Annotated in this window: 16 protein-coding genes; 11 read left to right on the top strand and 5 right to left on the bottom strand. The window is 74.1% G+C overall.

The features are described from left to right. Positions 1-84: 84 nt before the first annotated feature. The 5 genes from rsmA to rsmI form a co-directional block, all read right to left on the bottom strand. The gene (gene rsmA, locus ACFP1Z_RS18160; RefSeq protein ID WP_390317459.1) at positions 85-960 is read right to left on the bottom strand and encodes a 16S rRNA (adenine(1518)-N(6)/adenine(1519)-N(6))-dimethyltransferase RsmA; all 876 of its coding nucleotides are present in this window, start codon (positions 958-960) and stop codon (positions 85-87) included. Then, positions 957-2,402 (bottom strand): ubiquitin-like domain-containing protein, encoded by a 1,446-nt coding sequence (locus tag ACFP1Z_RS18155; RefSeq protein ID WP_390317587.1) that lies wholly within the window; start codon positions 2,400-2,402, stop codon positions 957-959. Before ACFP1Z_RS18155 ends, rsmA begins: the two co-directional genes overlap by 4 nt. Positions 2,403-2,637: 235 nt before the next feature. Next, entirely contained in the window at positions 2,638-3,510 is an 873-nt protein-coding gene (locus ACFP1Z_RS18150; protein WP_390317457.1) for a TatD family hydrolase, read from the bottom strand. A 111-nt stretch (positions 3,511-3,621) separates the two neighbouring features. Beyond that, positions 3,622-4,110: a hypothetical protein gene (locus ACFP1Z_RS18145; RefSeq protein ID WP_390317456.1), complete on the bottom strand. Its 489-nt coding sequence runs from the start codon at positions 4,108-4,110 to the stop codon at positions 3,622-3,624. A 176-nt stretch (positions 4,111-4,286) separates the two neighbouring features. Then, positions 4,287-5,162 carry a 16S rRNA (cytidine(1402)-2'-O)-methyltransferase gene (rsmI, locus tag ACFP1Z_RS18140; RefSeq protein WP_390317455.1) on the bottom strand — a complete coding sequence of 292 codons (876 nt, stop codon included), beginning with the start codon at positions 5,160-5,162 and terminating at the stop codon, positions 4,287-4,289. Positions 5,163-5,277: 115 nt separating this feature from the next. On the opposite strand from rsmI, the gene ACFP1Z_RS18135 reads away from it, so the two are divergent. From ACFP1Z_RS18135 to ACFP1Z_RS18085, 11 genes are all read left to right on the top strand, one after another. Further along, entirely contained in the window at positions 5,278-7,038 is a 1,761-nt protein-coding gene (locus ACFP1Z_RS18135; protein WP_390317454.1) for a dolichyl-phosphate-mannose--protein mannosyltransferase, read from the top strand. Between the two features lie 95 nt (positions 7,039-7,133). Further along, complete coding sequence (locus ACFP1Z_RS18130) at positions 7,134-8,747, top strand: penicillin-binding transpeptidase domain-containing protein (protein ID WP_390317453.1); 1,614 nt, start codon at positions 7,134-7,136, stop codon at positions 8,745-8,747. 167 nt (positions 8,748-8,914) lie between these two features. Next, positions 8,915-10,111 carry a MarP family serine protease gene (locus tag ACFP1Z_RS18125; protein WP_390317452.1) on the top strand — a complete coding sequence of 399 codons (1,197 nt, stop codon included), beginning with the start codon at positions 8,915-8,917 and terminating at the stop codon, positions 10,109-10,111. Positions 10,112-10,287: 176 nt separating this feature from the next. After that, a complete protein-coding gene (locus ACFP1Z_RS18120) occupies positions 10,288-11,475 on the top strand; it encodes a serine hydrolase domain-containing protein (RefSeq protein WP_390317451.1) in 1,188 nt (395 codons plus the stop codon). A gap of 51 nt (positions 11,476-11,526) precedes the next feature. Next, positions 11,527-12,342: an SDR family NAD(P)-dependent oxidoreductase gene (locus ACFP1Z_RS18115; protein WP_390317450.1), complete on the top strand. Its 816-nt coding sequence runs from the start codon at positions 11,527-11,529 to the stop codon at positions 12,340-12,342. Positions 12,343-12,389: 47 nt separating this feature from the next. Beyond that, on the top strand, positions 12,390-13,241 hold the full coding sequence (locus ACFP1Z_RS18110) for an EamA family transporter (RefSeq protein ID WP_390317449.1): 852 nt from the start codon (positions 12,390-12,392) through the stop codon (positions 13,239-13,241). 591 nt (positions 13,242-13,832) lie between these two features. Further along, positions 13,833-15,359, top strand: coding sequence for a flavin-containing monooxygenase (locus ACFP1Z_RS18105; RefSeq protein WP_390317448.1), 1,527 nt, complete (start codon positions 13,833-13,835; stop codon positions 15,357-15,359). Continuing rightward, positions 15,356-16,255 (top strand): SDR family oxidoreductase, encoded by a 900-nt coding sequence (locus ACFP1Z_RS18100; RefSeq protein ID WP_390317447.1) that lies wholly within the window; start codon positions 15,356-15,358, stop codon positions 16,253-16,255. Before ACFP1Z_RS18105 ends, ACFP1Z_RS18100 begins: the two co-directional genes overlap by 4 nt. Before the next feature lie 113 nt (positions 16,256-16,368). Continuing rightward, positions 16,369-16,551, top strand: coding sequence for a hypothetical protein (locus tag ACFP1Z_RS18095; RefSeq protein ID WP_390317446.1), 183 nt, complete (start codon positions 16,369-16,371; stop codon positions 16,549-16,551). A gap of 52 nt (positions 16,552-16,603) precedes the next feature. Further along, positions 16,604-16,783 carry a hypothetical protein gene (locus ACFP1Z_RS18090; RefSeq protein WP_390317445.1) on the top strand — a complete coding sequence of 60 codons (180 nt, stop codon included), beginning with the start codon at positions 16,604-16,606 and terminating at the stop codon, positions 16,781-16,783. Between the two features lie 29 nt (positions 16,784-16,812). Then, on the top strand, positions 16,813-16,992 hold the full coding sequence (locus ACFP1Z_RS18085; protein ID WP_390317444.1) for a hypothetical protein: 180 nt from the start codon (positions 16,813-16,815) through the stop codon (positions 16,990-16,992). The last annotated feature ends 29 nt before the right edge of the window (positions 16,993-17,021 follow it).

Genomic DNA, 17,021 nt, shown 5'->3' with positions numbered 1-17,021 from the left:
GGTGCTCCTCGGTTCGTACGGGCGGATCGGGGCGCGGAGTCCCGCAGGCGCGCTGCGGGGCGCGGGGCCGGATGCCGCGTGGCGTCAGGCCGGCTTGTGCTCGGCGACGGCCGCGAACTCCTCGACCGTCAGCGCCTCGCCGCGCGCCTGCGGGGAGACCCCGGCGGCGAGGAGCGCGGCCTCGGCGGCGGCCGCCGATCCGGCCCAGCCGGCGAGCGCGGCCCGCAGGGTCTTGCGGCGCTGGGCGAAGGCCGCGTCGACGACGGCGAAGACCTCCCGCTTGGTGGCCGTGGTCTTGAGCGGCTCGGCGCGGCGGACCAGGGAGACGAGCCCGGAGTCGACGTTCGGCGCGGGCCAGAAGACGTTGCGGCCGATGGACCCGGCGCGCTTGACGTCCGCGTACCAGGCGGCCTTGACCGAGGGCACCCCGTAGACCTTGTTGCCGGGCCTGGCGGCGAGCCGGTCGGCGACCTCGGCCTGCACCATCACCAGGGTCCGCTCGATGCTGGGGAAGCGGTCGAGCATGTGCAGCAGCACGGGCACGGCCACGTTGTAGGGCAGGTTGGCGACGAGCGCGGTGGGCGCGGGCCCGGGCAGCTCGGTCACGTGCAGGGCGTCGCTGTGGACGAGCGCGAAGCGGTCGGCGCGCTCGGGCAGCCGGGCGGCGACGGTGGCCGGCAGGGCGGCGGCGAGCACGTCGTCGATCTCGACGGCGGTGACCCGCTCGGCCGCCTCCAGCAGCGCGAGGGTGAGCGAGCCGAGCCCGGGGCCGACCTCGACGACGATGTCGTCGGGCCGCACTTCGGCGGTGCGCACGATACGGCGGACGGTATTGGCGTCGATGACGAAGTTCTGGCCGCGCTGCTTGGTGGGGCGTACCCCGAGGGCTGCGGCCAGCTCGCGGATGTCGGCGGGGCCCAGCAGGGCGCCGGACTCGTCTGTGCTGGGGCTGGAGCTCACCCGTGAAGTTTACGGCCGCACACGGGCCACGGGCTCGCCCCCCGGGTGACGTAGAGCTTCTTGGCCCGGTAGGTCTGCTCGGAGGCGGGCGCCTGCTCGGGGCGGCCGCTGCCGCCGAGGGAGTGCCAGGTGTGGGCGTCGAACTGGTAGAGGCCCCCGTAGGTGCCGGAGGGGTCGACGGCGTCGGGGCGGCCGCCGGCCTCGCACTGGGCGAGCGCGTGCCAGTTCAGGCTCTCCGCGCCCTGCACGGTGGCGGGCCGGGCCTTGGTGCCGACCTTGACGACCTGGGTGCGAGGCTCGCGCACGACCTCGGCGTGCAGCTTGCGGGGCTTCTGCTTGACGCCGTTGACGACGCGCAGCGCGTACGTGATGCGCTCGACGCCCTTCTCGCCGCGCTGGGAGACGACCTCGGTGCCCTTGAACAGGGTGGCGTCCTCCTCGCGCTCGGTCTCGAAGTCGATGGGCTCCTCACGGACCTCGGTACTGCCGGTGATCCGCATGACGGAGATCGTCTGCCCGTCGCGGGGGAAGCTGTTCGGGTCCACGGAGGTGGTGTCCTGGTCGTGCAGGGTGATGCCGGCCTGCCCGAGGGCCTCGCGGACGGTGGCGGCGTTGGTGCGCACGGTGCGTTCGCGGCCGTCAGCCATGAACGTGACGGTGCGCTCGGTGCGTACGTCCAGCCGCAGGCCCTGCCGGGAGATCCCGGAGGAGCGGGGCAGGGACAGATAGGCGCCCTCGGCGCGCACCCCGAGCTGGCGCAGGGCGCCGTCGACGGTGCGGGCGGTGGTCCACACCCGGTGGTGCTCCCCGTCGAGGGTGAGGGTCAGGGGCCGCCCGTAGTGGACGGTGACCTCGTCCCCGGAGGCGAGGTCGTGGTGGTGGCCGGGGGCGACGTCGTCGTGCTCGCCGACGCTCATGCCCTCGCGGGCGAGGAGTTCGTCGACGTCCCCGGCGAAGGTGTGCAGGGTGCGGGAGTCGCCGTCGACGGTGAGCCTGACGGCCTTGTCGGCGGCGACGAAGGAGGAGGTGCCGCCGGCGAGGAAGGCCACGACGAGGGCCTGCGGGACGAGTCGGCGCAGGGTCTCGGGGCGTTCCCCGGAGCGCTTGCGGCGGGCGGCCCGGCGGCCCGCGCCGGGGGCCTCGGTCTCGCGGTCCTGTGCCCCGTCTCCGCCGGGCGGCGGGCCGGCGGGCGCGGCGGGGGCCGGGCGGGGGCCCGGCGGGGCGGGCTGGCGGGGCAGGTGCGGGGTCTCCTGCGGGGCGGCCTCCCGGGGTTCGGGCAGCGGGGCGGCCCAGGGGGCGGGCGGCGGGGGCTGCGTCCCGGTCAGGGTCCCCGTGGCGGAGGCGGCCGGCGCCCCCGACAGGGCCCCGGCCAGTGAGGGCTCGTAGGGGGCGTAGGGGGCGTAGGGGGCGTAGGGGGCGTGCGTGCCGTAGGGCTCGTACATCCCGTACGGGCCCTGCGGGTGGTGCGTCCCGTACGGGCCGTCCGGGCCGTGCCCATACGGATCGAGCAGGTCGTACAGCGGCGCGTCCGCCGCACCGCGGTGCGCGGTGCGGGGGCTGCCCTGTGCTTGAGTCACGCGACACTCCCCTGGGGTCGGGCTACAGGACGGGGAATGTAGCGGAGCGGTCGTGACTCTCCAAAGTCACAACATCACACGGTGTCGCGGAAGTTGAACCTCAGTAGCCGAATGCCCGTGCGGTATTGGCGGCGACCGCCGTGGCCAGCGCGTCCTCGTCGATACCCCGGTACGAGGCCATGGCCCGCAACGTGACCGGAACGAGGGACGGCGCGTTGGGCCGTCCGCGATACGGCACCGGCGTCAGGAAGGGGGCGTCCGTCTCGACGAGGATCCGCTCCAGCGGGGCGACGAGAAGGGCGTCGCGCAGCGGTTGCGCGTTCTTGAACGTGACGTTGCCGGCGAAGGACAGGTAGTAGCCGGCCTCCGCGCACACCTTCGCCATCGCGGCGTCGCCGGAGAAGCAGTGGAAGACCACCGTCTCGGGGGCGCCCTCCTCGGCGAGCACCCGCAGCACGTCGTCGTGGGCCTCGCGGTCGTGGATGACCAGGGCCTTGCCGTGCCGCTTGGCGATGTCGATGTGCGCGCGGAAGGAACGCTCCTGCGCGGCCACGCCCTCCGGCCCGGTGCGGAAGAAGTCGAGGCCGGTCTCGCCGACCCCGCGTACGTGCGGCAGCGCGGCCAGCGCGTCGATCTCGGCGAGCGCGGCGTCCAGCGCGGCCTCACCGCCCGGCTCGCGCGCGCCCTGCCGCGACCAGCCGTCGGGGTCCCCGAGGACGATGCGGGGAGCCTCATTGGGGTGCAGGGCGACGGTGGCCCACACGTTCTCGTGCGCGGCGGCCGTCTCGGCGGCCCAGCGGGAACCCGCCACGTCGCAGCCGACCTGGATCACGGTGGTCACGCCCACGGACGCGGCCCGCGCGAGGGCGTCGGCGACGCCCGTGCCGCCGGGCAGCATGTCCAGGTGGGTGTGCGCGTCGGCGACGGGCACGGTCAGCGGCTCGGGCAGCGGCGGAAGATCGGGGGCGGCCATGCACGCGATTCTAAGGAGCGCGGCGCCCGGGCCCGCGCCGGGAGCCGGGCCGGGCCGCCCCCGCTGCCGCGGGGCCGGTCCGGGAGCCCGGCGCTCACCAGTCTGTCCGCGTCACTTCCGGTGCAGGTGGAAGGGCTTGAGCAGATCGGAGAGGTGCCAGTGGTGGGGCTCGCGAGGAGCCGTGTGGTCCCGGGGGGTGGCGGCACCGACCGGGATCGGGCCCGCCGTGGCCGCCGGGATGATGTCCGTCCGTGACTCCTGGTGCAGCGCGGTGGCGACCGTGGACACCCGGCCGGGACGCATGATGCGCACCACGTGCTCGCCGCAGTTCTCGCAGGTGGGCCTGGTCAGCGGGGACGGCACACGGACGCCGTCCGCGTAGTAGACGGCGTGCATGACGCCGTCGGTGTCCCGCTGGTGGCGGATCTCGTACGACCTCTCCCAGCCGTGGCCGCAGCGCATGCACGCGAACGCGTACGCCTCATGGACGGCGTCGTCGTGCGGGGGAGGGGCCTGACGGCCGAGCGCGGTGCGTTCGGCGACAGGCTGCGCCGCGGCTATCGGCTGCGCTTCCTTCGAGGTTCCTGCGGTCTCGCTCATGGCAGCTCCTCTTGTCCTGAGGACAAGTCTCTCCGGGACCGGAACGTCCCACATCCAGGGAACGCCCTCCGTGCCCGGGGCGCAGCCCGCCCTGCCGCGAATTGAGGCAAACTTGGCGACCTACCGCCCGAAACCCCAGGCCACGGTCCAGATTCTTTGCCTTCGGCGAGCGCCTTTTACCGTCCGATGGGCCCCGTGGGGTCCTGTTGTACGGCATTCTTGGCCGCTACGACCGCATCGAAGACCTCCCGCTTGGGCAGGCCCGCCTCCGCCGCCACGGCCGCGATGGCCTCCTTGCGGCGCTCCCCCGCCTCCTCGCGCACCCGCACCCGGCGCACCAGCTCGGCGGCGTCCAGCTCCTGCGGCCCCGGCTCGGCCGCGCCCTCCACGACGATCGTGATCTCGCCGCGCACCCCCTCGGCCGCCCAGGCCGCGAGCTCCTTCAGCGGCCCGCGCCGGACCTCCTCGTAGGTCTTGGTCAGCTCGCGGCAGACGGCGGCCCGCCGGTCGGCGCCGAGCACCTCGGCCATGGCGGCGAGGGTGTCGTCGAGCCGGTGCGGGGCCTCGAACCACACCAGGGTGCGGCGCTCCCCCGCCACCTCGCGCAGCCGCGCCAGCCGCTCGCCGGCCTTGCGGGGCAGGAAGCCCTCGAAGCAGAACCGGTCCACGGGCAGGCCCGAGACCGCGAGCGCGGTGAGCACCGCGGAGGGGCCGGGCACCGCCGTGACCTTGATGCCCCGCTCGACGGCGGCGGCCACCAGCCGGTAGCCGGGGTCGGAGACGGAGGGCATGCCCGCGTCGGTGACCAGCAGCACCCGCGCCCCGCCCAGCAGCGCCTCGACGAGCTCGGGGGTACGGGCGGACTCGTTGCCCTCGAAGTAGGAGACGACACGGCCGGTGGTGTGCACCCCCAGGGCCTGGGTGAGCCGGCGCAGCCGCCGGGTGTCCTCGGCGGCGATCACCCCGGCGGCGGCGAGCTCGGCGGCGAGCCGCGGGGGGGCGTCGGCGACATCGCCGATGGGCGTTCCGGCCAGTACGAGAGTTCCAGTCACGGGATCCATCCTCGCAGCCCGGCGGCGGCACGGCCCCCGCCGGGGAGCACGCCTCCCACGCCGCCGCGGCCCTGGGACCCGGGACTCCCACAGGCTCGTTCCCTACGATGGCGCGGTGAGCCAAGACACCGCGACCCCCACCCCGCACGGCCGGACGGCAGACGAGCGGCAGCCCCCGTGGCAGCGCAGACTCCGCCGCTTCGGCTATGCGGGGCGGCCGCAGCCGGACGTGCGGGAGCGCCTGGTGCCGCCGTACCCCGAGCCCGGCACCCGGCTGTGGGAGCGGCTCGGGGCGCCGCCGGTCCTGGCGCTGCGGCTCGCGCGCTGGTCGGGCTGGACGGCTCCGCTGCTGGTCGCGCTGTTCGCCGGGATCCTGCGCCTGTGGAACCTCGGCAGCCCGAAGGCGGTGATATTCGACGAGACGTACTACGCCAAGGACGCCTGGGCGCTGTGGCGTTACGGCTACGAGGTCAACTGGCCCAAGGACGCCAACGACGCGATCATCGCCGGGCACACGAACGTCGCCGACACCGCCGAGTACGTCGTGCACCCGCCGGCCGGCAAGTGGGTCATCGGCCTCGGTGAGTGGCTGTTCGGGCTGAACCCTTTCGGCTGGCGGTTCATGGTCGCCGTCCTCGGCACGCTGAGCGTGCTGATGCTGTGCCGGATCGGACGGCGGCTGTTCCGCTCGACGTTCCTGGGCTGCCTCGCGGGCGTGCTGCTGGCCGTGGACGGGCTGCACTTCGTGATGAGCCGCACAGCGCTGCTCGACTCGGTGCTGATGTTCTTCGTGCTGGCCGCGTTCGGCTGCCTGCTGATCGACCGGGACCGGGCGCGGGCGCGCCTGGCGGCCGCGCTGCCCACGGACGGCGACGGCGTGACCCGGCCGGACCACGAGGTCGCCGCCCGGCTGAAACTCGGGTGGCGCCCCTGGCGGCTGGCCGCCGCGGTGTTCCTGGGCCTGGCGTGCGCCACGAAGTGGAACGGCGCGGTGTACCTGGCGGCGTTCGGACTGCTGACCGTCCTGTGGGACCTCGGCGCGCGGCGGGTGGCCGGGGCCCGGCGGCCGGTGCGCGCGGTGCTGCGCCGCGACGTGCCGTGGGCGTTCCTCTCCACGGTGCCGGTGGCGCTGGCGGTGTATCTGGCGTCGTGGTCGGGCTGGTTCGCCAGGAGCGGCACGTACTCGCGGACCACCGGCTGGCAGCACAGCGGCTACTTCCGGCACTGGGCGGAGACCGAGGGCGGCTACAGCCCGGACGGGTTCCTCGCCGGGATCCTCAACCCGCTGCGCAGCCTGTGGCATTACGAGCACGAGGTGTGGAAGTTCAACACCACGCTCACCTCGCCGCACACCTACCAGTCCAACCCCTTCAGCTGGCTGGTCCAGAGCCGTCCCGTCTCCTACTTCTACGAGTCCCCCAGGCCCGGCACCGACGGCTGCCCCGTCGACACCGCCGACAAGTGCGCGCGCGAAGTCCTCGCCCTGGGCACGCCGCTGCTGTGGTGGGCGGCCTGCTTCGCGCTGGCCTACCTGCTCTACCGGTGGGCCCTGCGGCGCGACTGGCGCGCGGGCGCGGTGCTGTGCGCGGTCGCGGCCGGCTATCTGCCGTGGTTCCTGTGGCAGGAGCGGACCATCTTCGTCTTCTACGCGGTGGTGTTCGTACCGTTCCTGTGTCTGGCGGTGGCCATGATGATCGGGGCGGTCCTCGGCCCCCGGGGCGCCTCCGAACGACGGCGGGTCGCGGGCGCGGTCGGGGCGGGCACCCTGGTCCTGCTCATCACCTGGAACTTCGTGTACTTCTGGCCCCTGTACACCGGCCATCCGATCCCGATCGACGCGTGGCGCAACCGGATGTGGCTCGACACCTGGATCTGACCCACTTTCACCAGCCGCCGCACGCGTCCCGTACAGTGCCGCCCCAGAGACTTTTTTGATCAGGTGATTAAAACCGGTCCGGAGGGGGACGGCAGATGCGCAAGGGAGCGAAGATCGCGATAGGGGTGGTCGCCGCCGCGCTGGCGGGGGCGGCCGGCATGGGCGCGTACAACGTGGTGGACGCGGTCACCAACCCCACGAGCGCCGGCAGCAGGGCCGAGGCCGCGCCCGTACGCACCGGGCCGCCCTCGGCCGACGAAGTGGACACCACGGCGCGGGACTTCCTCGCGGCCTGGGAGCGCGGGGACGCCGGGGCGGCCGCGCAGCTGACCGACAACGTGGAGGCCGCGACCACTGCCCTGACCGGCTACCGCGAGAGCGCGCACGTCGAGAAGGTCTCCCTCCGGCCGGGCCCGGCGGCGGGCTCGAAGGTGCCGTTCTCCGTCACCGCCGAGATCTCCTACGGCGACCAGCGCTCGACGTGGACGTACGACTCGGCCCTGGAGGTCACGCGCGGCCGCAGCAGCGGCAAGGCCCTCGTCGACTGGCAGCCCGCCGTCGTGCACCCGCAGCTCGGGCGCGGCGAGACCCTGCGCACCGACGCCGGGGCCGCCCCGCAGATCACCGCCGTGGACCGCGGCGGCCAGGTCCTCGACGTCAAGGACTACCCCTCGCTCGTGGGCGTCCTGCCGGAGCTGCGAAGACGGTACGGGGCGAAGGCCGGCGGGCAGTCGGGCGTCGAGGTACGGGCCGTGGGCGCCGGCAACGAGTCGAAGACCCTGCACGTGGTCTCCGAGGGCAAACCGGCCCAGTTGCGCACCACGCTCGACGCAGGGCTGCAGAAGGCCGCCGAGGCCGCCGTGGACCGCAAGGCCGACGCCTCCCTCGTCGCCGTCAAGCCCAGCACCGGGGAGATCCTCGCGGTCGCCAACTCCAAGAAGACGGAGTTCAACCCGGCGCTGATGGGCCAGACCGCGCCCGGCTCGACGATGAAGGTCGTCACCGCCGCGATGCTGCTGGAACAGGGGAAGACGACGCCGGGGCAGAAGCTGCCGTGCCCCAAGTTCCTGACGTACGGCAAGCAGTTCCACAACCAGGAGAAGGCCGAGAACCCGGACGCCACCTTCGCCCAGGACTTCGCCGCCTCCTGCAACACCGCCTTCATCTCGCTGGCCGGGAGCATCGCCGACGGGGCGCTCGGCGCGGAGGCCCGGGACGTCTTCGGACTGGGCCTGGAGTGGAAGACCGGCATCGCCAGCTTCGACGGCAGGGTGCCGGTGGAGCAGGGCGCGGGGAAGGCCGCCGCGATGATCGGGCAGGGGCAGGTGCAGATGTCCCCGCTGAACATGGCCTCGGTGTCGGCGACGGTACGCACCGGAACGTTCCACCAGCCGTACATCGTCGACCCCTCCCTCGACGGCCGGACCCTCGCGAAGGCACCGCGCTCCCTGCCCGGGACGGTCGCGGAGCAGCTGCGCGGCCTGATGCGCCTGACGGCGACCTCCGGCACGGGCGCGACCGCGATGGCCGGGCTCGGCGGCGACATCGGCGCGAAGACGGGCTCCGCGGAGGTCGACGGCCAGCAGGTCTCCAACGGCTGGTTCACGGCCTACAAGGGCGACGTGGCGGCCGCCGCGGTGGTCCCCCAGGGCGGCCACGGCGGCGACTCGGCGGGACCGCTGGTGGCGGCGGTACTGCGGGCGGGGTGACCAGCCTCACCAGTGGCTTCCAGGGGGACCGCGCGCACTCCTCCCCCACCACAGCAATGCGTGGGCCTTCCCCGCCGAGGGAACCGTTGGTCCCCGTACGGGCGTTTTATAAGGTCCACGCTCTGTGTGGACGCGTTCGGGGGCGCGTGCGAACGAAAGGGTCCGCGTTGAACCTGCTGGATGTGCTTCTGCTGCTGATCGTCGCCGCCTATGCCGTCTCCGGCTTCCGGCGGGGGCTGGTCGCCAGCGCCGTGCTGCTGGCCGGCTTCCTCGGCGGCGCGGTGCTCGGCGTGTGGGCGCTGCCGTACGCGCTGGAGCCCTTCGAGGCCGGGACGGCGACGGCGGCCGTGGTGGCCGTCCTCGTGGTGCTGGTGCCCGCCGCGCTCGGGCACGCCCTGGCGGGCAGGCTCGCGTGGGGGCTGCGGCGCCGGCTGACGTGGGCGCCCGTGCGCGGCGTGGACGGCCTCGGCGGCGCGGTCGCGGGCGGCCTCGCGGTGCTGCTGGTCGCCTGGGTCGCGGCCAGCGTCCTGGTCTCCGCGAATGTCACGCCGCTCACCAAGGAGATCAAGGGCTCCTCGGTGCTCGGCACGGTGCAGCGCTCGATGCCCGAGCAGGCCCCGACCTGGTTCAGCCGGACCACGGACGCCCTGGCGGGGGCCGGCTTCCCGCAGGTGTTCAACCCGTTCGAGAACGAACCGGCCACCTCCGTGGCCAGGCCCTCCGGGGACGCGGTCACCGCGGCCGCCTCCCAGGCCGCCCGCAGCAGCGTGGTCAAGGTCGAGGGCGTCGCCGACGTCGGCGGCGGCCGGCGCGGGCAGGAGGGCAGCGGCTTCGTCTACGCCCCGCAGCACGTGATGACCAACGCCCACGTGGTCGCCGGGGTGCGCACCCCCACGGTCAAGGTCGGCGGGGTCGGCAAGGAGTACGAGGCGAAGGTCGTCCTCTTCGACCCGAACACGGACGTGGCCGTCCTCGACGTGCCCGGTCTGAAGGCGCCCGTCCTGCCCTTCGACAAGACCGCCAAGCGCGGGGACGCCGCCGTCGTCGCGGGCTTCCCCGAGAACGGCGGCCTCGACCTGCGGGCCGCGACCGTCGCCAACGAGCTGCGCGCCAAGGGCCAGGACATCTACGGCGACGGCGTCACCACCCGCACCGTGTACTCGGTGCGCTCCATGATCCGCCCCGGCAACTCCGGCGGCCCGCTGCTGACCCCCTCCGGCAAGGTCTACGGCGTGGTCTTCGCCCGCTCGACCGCCGATTCCGAGACGGGCTACGTGCTCACCGCCGAGCAGGTCGCGGCCGACGCCGCGCGTGCGGCGAACGCCACGGTGCCGGTGAACACGGGCAGCCGCGCCGCCCTCTGACCCTTGCCCGGGCGGCCCGCAAGGGCCGTCCGGTACCTGACGGACTCGCATCGGGTGCCCCGGTCAACGCGTGTAGACCGGGGCATTGCACCATGGTGGGGGGATTTTTTCCTTGAGTCCCTGGAGTCCCCGCCGGGGGAGCGCGAACGATTCGGTACGAGCAGGAGCAGGCAGCAGTGGTGGACGTCCAGGGCACGGTGACGGACGGTTTCGAGCCGGTCCGGGACGCCTTCGCCGAGAACTTCGCGCGACGCGGCGAGCGCGGCGCCGCCGTGGCCCTCTACCGCGACGGCCGCAAGGTCGTCGACCTGTGGGCCGGCACCAAGGACGCCGACGCGCCCGGGGACGGCCCGTCGGCGCCGTGGGAGCGCGGCACCGCCCAGATCGTCCGCTCGGCCACCAAGGGTGTCGCCGCCGCCGTGCCGCTGCTGCTGCACCAGCGCGGGCTCGTCGACCTGGACGCGCCCGTCGGCACGTACTGGCCCGAGTTCAAGGCCGCCGGCAAGGAGCGCGTCCTCGTCCGCCACCTGCTCGCCCACCGCGCCGGACTGCCCGCCCTGGACACCCCGCTCACCCCGGCCGAGGCCGTCGACGGCGTCAGCGGCCCCCGCGCGCTCGCCGCGCAGGCCCCCGCCTGGGAGCCCGGCACCGACCACGGCTACCACGCCCAGACCTACAGCTGGCTGATCGGCGAACTCGTCGAGCGGATCACCGGCCGCAGCGCCGGCCGCTGGATCGCCGAGGAGATCGCCGGCCCCCTCGGCCTGGACCTGTGGATCGGGCTGCCGGAGTCCGAGCGGCACCGCCCCGGACGCATATCCGACGTCGAGCCGCCCGCCGACCCGGCCGCGCCGGGCCTGCGGATGCGCCCCAGGAAGGCCGTCACCGACGCCTACGACGACCCCGCCTCCCTCACCCGGCGCGCCTTCGCGGCGATCTCCCCGGCCGCCGACGAGAACGCCCCCGCCTGGCGCGCCGCCGAACTGCCCGCCTCCGCCGGCATCGCCACCGCCGAGGGCCTCGCCCGCTTCTACGCCTCGCTGATCGGCGACGTCGACGGACACCGCCGGCTGTTCGCCCCCGCGACCCTGACCCTCGCGCGCACCGAGGAGTCCGCCGGCCCCGACCGCGTCCTGATCGTGAACACCCGCTTCGGACTCGGCTACATGCTGCACGGCCCGGCCTCGCCGCTCCTGGGCCCCGGCTCCTTCGGACACCCCGGCCGCGGCGGCTCGCTCGCCTTCGCCGACCCCGAGTCGGGGATCTCCTTCGGCTACGTCACCAACGGCATGCAGAAGAACGTCACCGCGGACCCGCGCGCGCAGGCGCTGGTCCGGGGGGTGGCGCGGGCCCTCGCGGGGTGAGGCGGCCGCCGCCCGGGTAGGGACCGTCCGGGCAAGCACACGGAGGTCCCGATGGCGGATGCGGCGGCAGAGCGGTTCGACGGCTGGTCGGTGCTGGTCACCGGCGCGGGGCGGGGCATCGGCGCGGCCACGGCCCGGCGGCTGGCCGCCGAGGGCGCGCGGGTCCTGGTCACCGACATCGACGGCGAGCGGGCGCGGAAGGCCGCCGCCGCGATCCGTGAATCCGGCCGCTCCGCCGAGGCGTTCGCGTGCGACGTGGCCGACCGGGCGGCCGTCGAGGCCGCCGTGGCCCGCGCCGTCGCCCTCTTCGGCGGACTCGACGTGCTCGTCAACAACGCCTTCTCCTGCCACCCCGACCCGGCGCTCGTCGAGGACGAGACCGACGAGGCGTGGCAGCGCGACCTCGACATCACCCTCACCGGCGCGCTGCGCTGCGTACGGGCCGCCATGCCGCACCTGGCCGCCGCCCCCGGCGGACGCGGCGCGATCGTCGGCGTCGGCTCCGTCAACGGCGAGCAGGACTTCGGCAACCACGCCTACAGCGCGGCCAAGGCGGGCCTCGCGAGCCTGACCCGCACGCTCGCCGGGCACTGCGCGGCGCGCGGCGTACGGGTCAACCTCGTCGCGCCCGGTACGGTCGCCACGCCCAACTGGGACGGCCGGGAAGCGGCGTTGGAGCGGGCCGCCGCCTGCTATCCGCTGGGGCGGGTGGGGCGCCCGGAGGACATCGCGGCGGCGGTGGCGTTCCTCGCCTCGCGGGACGCGGCGTGGATCACGGGGGTCACGCTGCCGGTGGACGGGGGCATCCTGGTCGGCAACCTCGCGCTGCGCGAGGCGCTGTCGGGCCGACGGCCGGTGCCGGGGTGATCCGTACAACACCGCGCACCCGGTAAGGACCGATAGCGTCAGGACCCATGACGCCCCTCGTCGCCGTCGCGGTGCTCATCGCCGCCGTCACCCACGCCAGTTGGAACGCCCTCGCGCACGCCATCCGCGACCAGCTGCTGGCCTTCACTCTCGTCGGCGGGGCCGGAGCGGTGTGCGGGGCGGTCATGCTGCCGTTCACCGGTGTGCCCGCCGGGGCCGCGTGGCCGTACCTGGTCGGCTCGTCCGTCCTGCACGTCGTCTACCAGCTGCTGCTCATGCGGTCGTTCACACTCGGCGACTTCGGCCAGATGTACCCGATCGCCCGCGGTACGGCCCCGCTCGCCGTCACCGTCCTGGCCGCCGTCTTCGCCGGCGAACTCCCCGACGGCTGGCAGCTCGCCGGCGTCGCCGTGGCCTCCGCCGGACTGGTGGGACTGGCCGTCTGGGGCATCCGCGGCTCCGGCCGCCGCCCCCAGTGGCCCGCGATCGGCGCCGCCGGGGCGACGGGACTGGCCATCGCCTCGTACACGGTCGTCGACGGCCTGGGCGTACGCGCCTCCGGCACGTCCGGCGGCTACATCGCGTGGCTGATGATCCTGGAGGGTCTGGCGATCCCCGCGTACGCGGTGGTGGTGCGCCGCGGCCAACTGCTGCGGCAGCTGCGACCGTTCGCGGTACGGGGAACGCTGGGCGGGGCACTGTCCGTGGTCGCGTACGGGCTGGTCCTGTGGGCACAGACCCGGGCGGCACTGGCCCCCATCTCCGCGCTGCGGGAGTCGTCGATCATTGTGGGGGCGGCGATAGGGGCACTGTTCTTCAAGGAACGGTTCGGGGGGCCGAGGATCGCGGCGGCGGGGTTGATGGTGGTGGGGATCGGGCTGATGCTGCACGCGGGTTGAGCGCGCGCAGGGGTTGTTCTGCTCAGTCCAGCTCCGCGAGGGCGTCCACGAGGGTGCGCCCCTGGTGAGCTCCGCGCCGTCCGATGCCGCTTCGGCTACGCCCGCACCCGCCAGCCGTAGCGGGTCTCTCCCGGGGCTCCGCCCGGAACCCGGGATTCGGCGGAAAGCGGACGTTTGGTCCGCAAGTCTTCGGGTTCGGGCCCGCGCGGGCCGTCGGCCTTGCTTCAATTCTCTTCCGTGTAAAGGCCGTTCGTCCGACGGCGGCTCCTCGCACGGCCGGACCACTGTCCGGTCGTACGGGCGCGACCGCGGCATGGGGCGCCCGTACGATCCGCCGCCCTCGCCCGGGCTTGGCAGGACCCGGGCCGTCGGCGGTGGCGTGCGCACCGGGCGGGCAGCGAGCCCGGTGCGCACGCGCCGGTCCGTACGACGCGGGACCGCGCCCGTGGCGGCGACCGGCGGTAACTTCCCCGCTGCGGGCCCCTGTTGTCCAGCGCGTCCCTGTTCTACGCTCCGACTGTGCCAGCCACCGCTGGCACAGTCGGCACAGTCAACGACGCGGACGCACCACGCACAGCGGGAGGCGGCGGCATGACCGAGCGGGAACGTACGGGCGAGCACGTGCGGGTGGCGGTGATCGGGGCCGGGTTCGGCGGGCTCGGGGCGGCCGTGCGGCTGCGCCGCGAGGGCATCACCGACTTCGTGGTCCTGGAGCGCGCCGGCGCGCTCGGCGGCACCTGGCGGGACAACACCTATCCCGGCTGCGCCTGCGATGTGCCCTCGCACCTGTACTCCTTCTCCTTCGCCCCCAATCCCGACTGGCCCCGCAACTTCTCCGGCCAGGCCGATATCTGGGCCTACATGGAGCGTGTCGCCGACACCTTCGGGCTCCGCCCGCACCTGCGCTTCGACACCGAGGTGCGGCACCTGCGGTGGGACGGCGACCGGCTGCTGTGGGAGATCGAGACCTCTTCCGGGGAGCTCACCGCCGACGTGGTCGTCTCGGCCTCGGGCCCGCTCGCGGACCCCAGGCTTCCGGACATCCCGGGCCTGGGCTCCTTCCCGGGCCGGGTCTTCCACTCCTCCCGCTGGGACCACGACTACGACCTGCGCGGCAAGCGCGTCGCGGTGGTCGGCACCGGCGCCTCGGCGATCCAGATCGTGCCCGCCATCCAGCCGGAGGTGGGGCACCTGACGCTGTTCCAGCGCACGCCGCCGTGGGTGCTGCCGCGCGCCGACCGGCGCATCACGGCCGCCGAGCGGGCCCTGCACACGAGGATCCCGGCGACCCGCGCGCTGCGCCGGGGGCTGCTGTGGGGCATCCGGGAGTTGCAGGTGGGCATGTTCGCCAAGTACCCGGGCCTGCTGGCGGGCGCGGAGCACACCGCGAAGGCCCATATGCGCAAGGCGATCTCCGATCCCGCGCTGCGGGCCCGGCTCACCCCCGGCTACCGCATCGGCTGCAAGCGCATCCTGCTGTCCAACGACTACTACCCGGCGCTCGTGCGGCCCAATGTGGACGTGGTGACCTCCGCGCTCGCCGAGGTCGACGGCTCCACGCTGATCGCCGCCGACGGCTCCCGCGCCGAGGCCGACGCGATCGTCCTGGGCACCGGCTTCCGTGTCACCGACCTGCCCATCGCCCGGCGGGTGACGGGCGCCGACGGCATCACGCTCGCCGAGGCGTGGAAGGACGGCATGGCCGCGCTGCGCGGCACCAGCGCGGCCGGTTTCCCCAACCTGCTGTTCGTCATCGGCCCCAACACGGGCCTGGGCAACAGCTCGATGATCCTCATCATCGAGGCGCAGCTGAACTATCTCGCGGACTATCTGCGGCAGTTGGACATCCTCGGCGGCCGGGCCGCCCTGGACGCCCGCCCGTCCGCCGTCGGCGTCTGGAACCGGGGGCTGCAGCAGCGCATGCGCCGCACGGTGTGGAACACCGGCGGCTGCGACAGCTGGTACCTGGACGCGGAGGGCCGCAACACGGTCGTCTGGCCGGGCACCACCGGGGAGTTCCGCCGGGTGACGCGCCGGGTGGACCTCTCCGAGTACCGGGTGCTGCGCGAGCCCCGTACGCCCGTGGCCGCCGGTCCGGCGCTGGAGGCGACCGTATGAGCCGGCGCGTCCCGCTGGAGGGGCAGGTCGCCGTCGTCACCGGGGCGGCGCGCGGGGTGGGGGAGCGGCTCGCCCGCAAGCTCGCCGCGCGCGGCGCGAGCGTGGCCCTGGTCGGCCTGGAGGAGCGGCAACTGGCGCGTGTCGCGGGCGCGTTGGAGTCCGACGCCGCGCGCTGGCACGCCGACGTCACCGACCACGCGGCGATGGAGCGGGTCGCGCGGGAGGTCAAGGCCCGCTTCGGCAAGGTCGACATCGTCGTCGCCAACGCCGGGGTGGCCGCCGGCGGGCCCCTGGAGGGCTCCGACCCCGGGGCGTGGCGGCGCGTCGTCGACGTCAATCTCGTCGGCAGCGCGGTCACCGGCCGCGCCTTCCTGCCCGTCCTGGCCGAGAGCCGCGGCTATCTGCTGCAGATCGCCTCGCTCGCCGCGCTGACGCCCGCGCCGCTGATGACCGCCTACTGCGCGTCCAAGGCGGGCGTCGAGGCGTACGCGCACGCGCTGCGCGCCGAGGTCGCCCACCGGGGCGTGCGGGTCGGTGTCGGCTATCTCAGCTGGACCGACACCGACATGGTGCGCGGCGCCGACGAGGACGGGGCGATGCGGGAGCTGCGCCGCCGGCTGCCGTGGCCCGCGAACCGCACCTATCCGCTCGGCCCGGCCGTCGACCGGCTGGTGGACGGCATCGAGCGGCGCTCGGCGCACGTCTACGGGCAGGGCTGGATACGCGGGGTGCAGGCGGTGCGGGGCGTGCTGCCCGGGGTGATCGCGGCGGGCGGGGCCCGGGAGCTGCGCCGGCTGGGCGCGCGGGCGCAGGGGGCGCGGCCCGGTCTCGTGGGCGCGGGCGGCGCGGCGGACGAGCGGGAACGGGCCGTACGTGCGGCGGCGCACGGAGGGTAGCCCGGGGCATAGCGCACGGTAACCGTCCGATATGCGGCTTGTGTGGGCTCGTGCCACGCTCGATCGGGGGGTCTCCCGACACCCCCACCACCTCACCGAGGAGTGAGCAGAGCATGGCCAGCAAGAGGGAACGCGACCCGTACCGCGACACCGACGACTACGTCGAGAACATGACGGAGGAGACGGAGGCCGAGCGGGAGCAGGCGCGCCAGCGCGCCCAGCGCGAGCAGGAGCGGCAGCGCGGGCGGCAGCAGGACGAGAGCTCGTACGACGACGACCTCGACGACCTGCAGTAGCCCGGCGACAGCCCACCTCACCCCCACCACCCCGCGAAGGAGTTGACCCGCCATGGGTATGAAGGACGAACTGCAGAAGAAGGCCCAGGAGGCCAAGGAAAAGGCCGAGCAGGCCAAGCAGCGGGCGCAGCAGCGCGGCCAGCAGATGCAGGACGACGTCAAGCAGCGCCAGGAGCAGGCGCGCCAGCAGTCGCTCGACGACATCCAGGACGAGTACGACGACCGCTCCTGAAGATCCCCACTCCCGAGGAGTGACGCGCGATGGGCACGAAGGAACAGCCCGGTCGGCAGCAGGGCAAGGGCCGTGAGGCCGGCACCGGCTCGCCGAAGGCGCAGGAGAGCAAGGAGACCCGGGCCAACCACGAGCGCAAGGCCCGGCTGAAGGCCCAGGAACAGGCCGACCGCGACCGCCGCACCTTCGACGAGAACTTCGAGGTCTGACGGATCACGGATGACCGGTAACCGGTAAA

It is taken from the genome of Streptomyces gamaensis, from assembly GCF_042656465.1.
Lineage (GTDB): Bacteria > Actinomycetota > Actinomycetes > Streptomycetales > Streptomycetaceae > Streptomyces > Streptomyces gamaensis.
The sequence above is the reverse complement of the archived record's forward strand: the minus strand, read 5'-3'. Positions and strand labels throughout refer to the sequence as shown.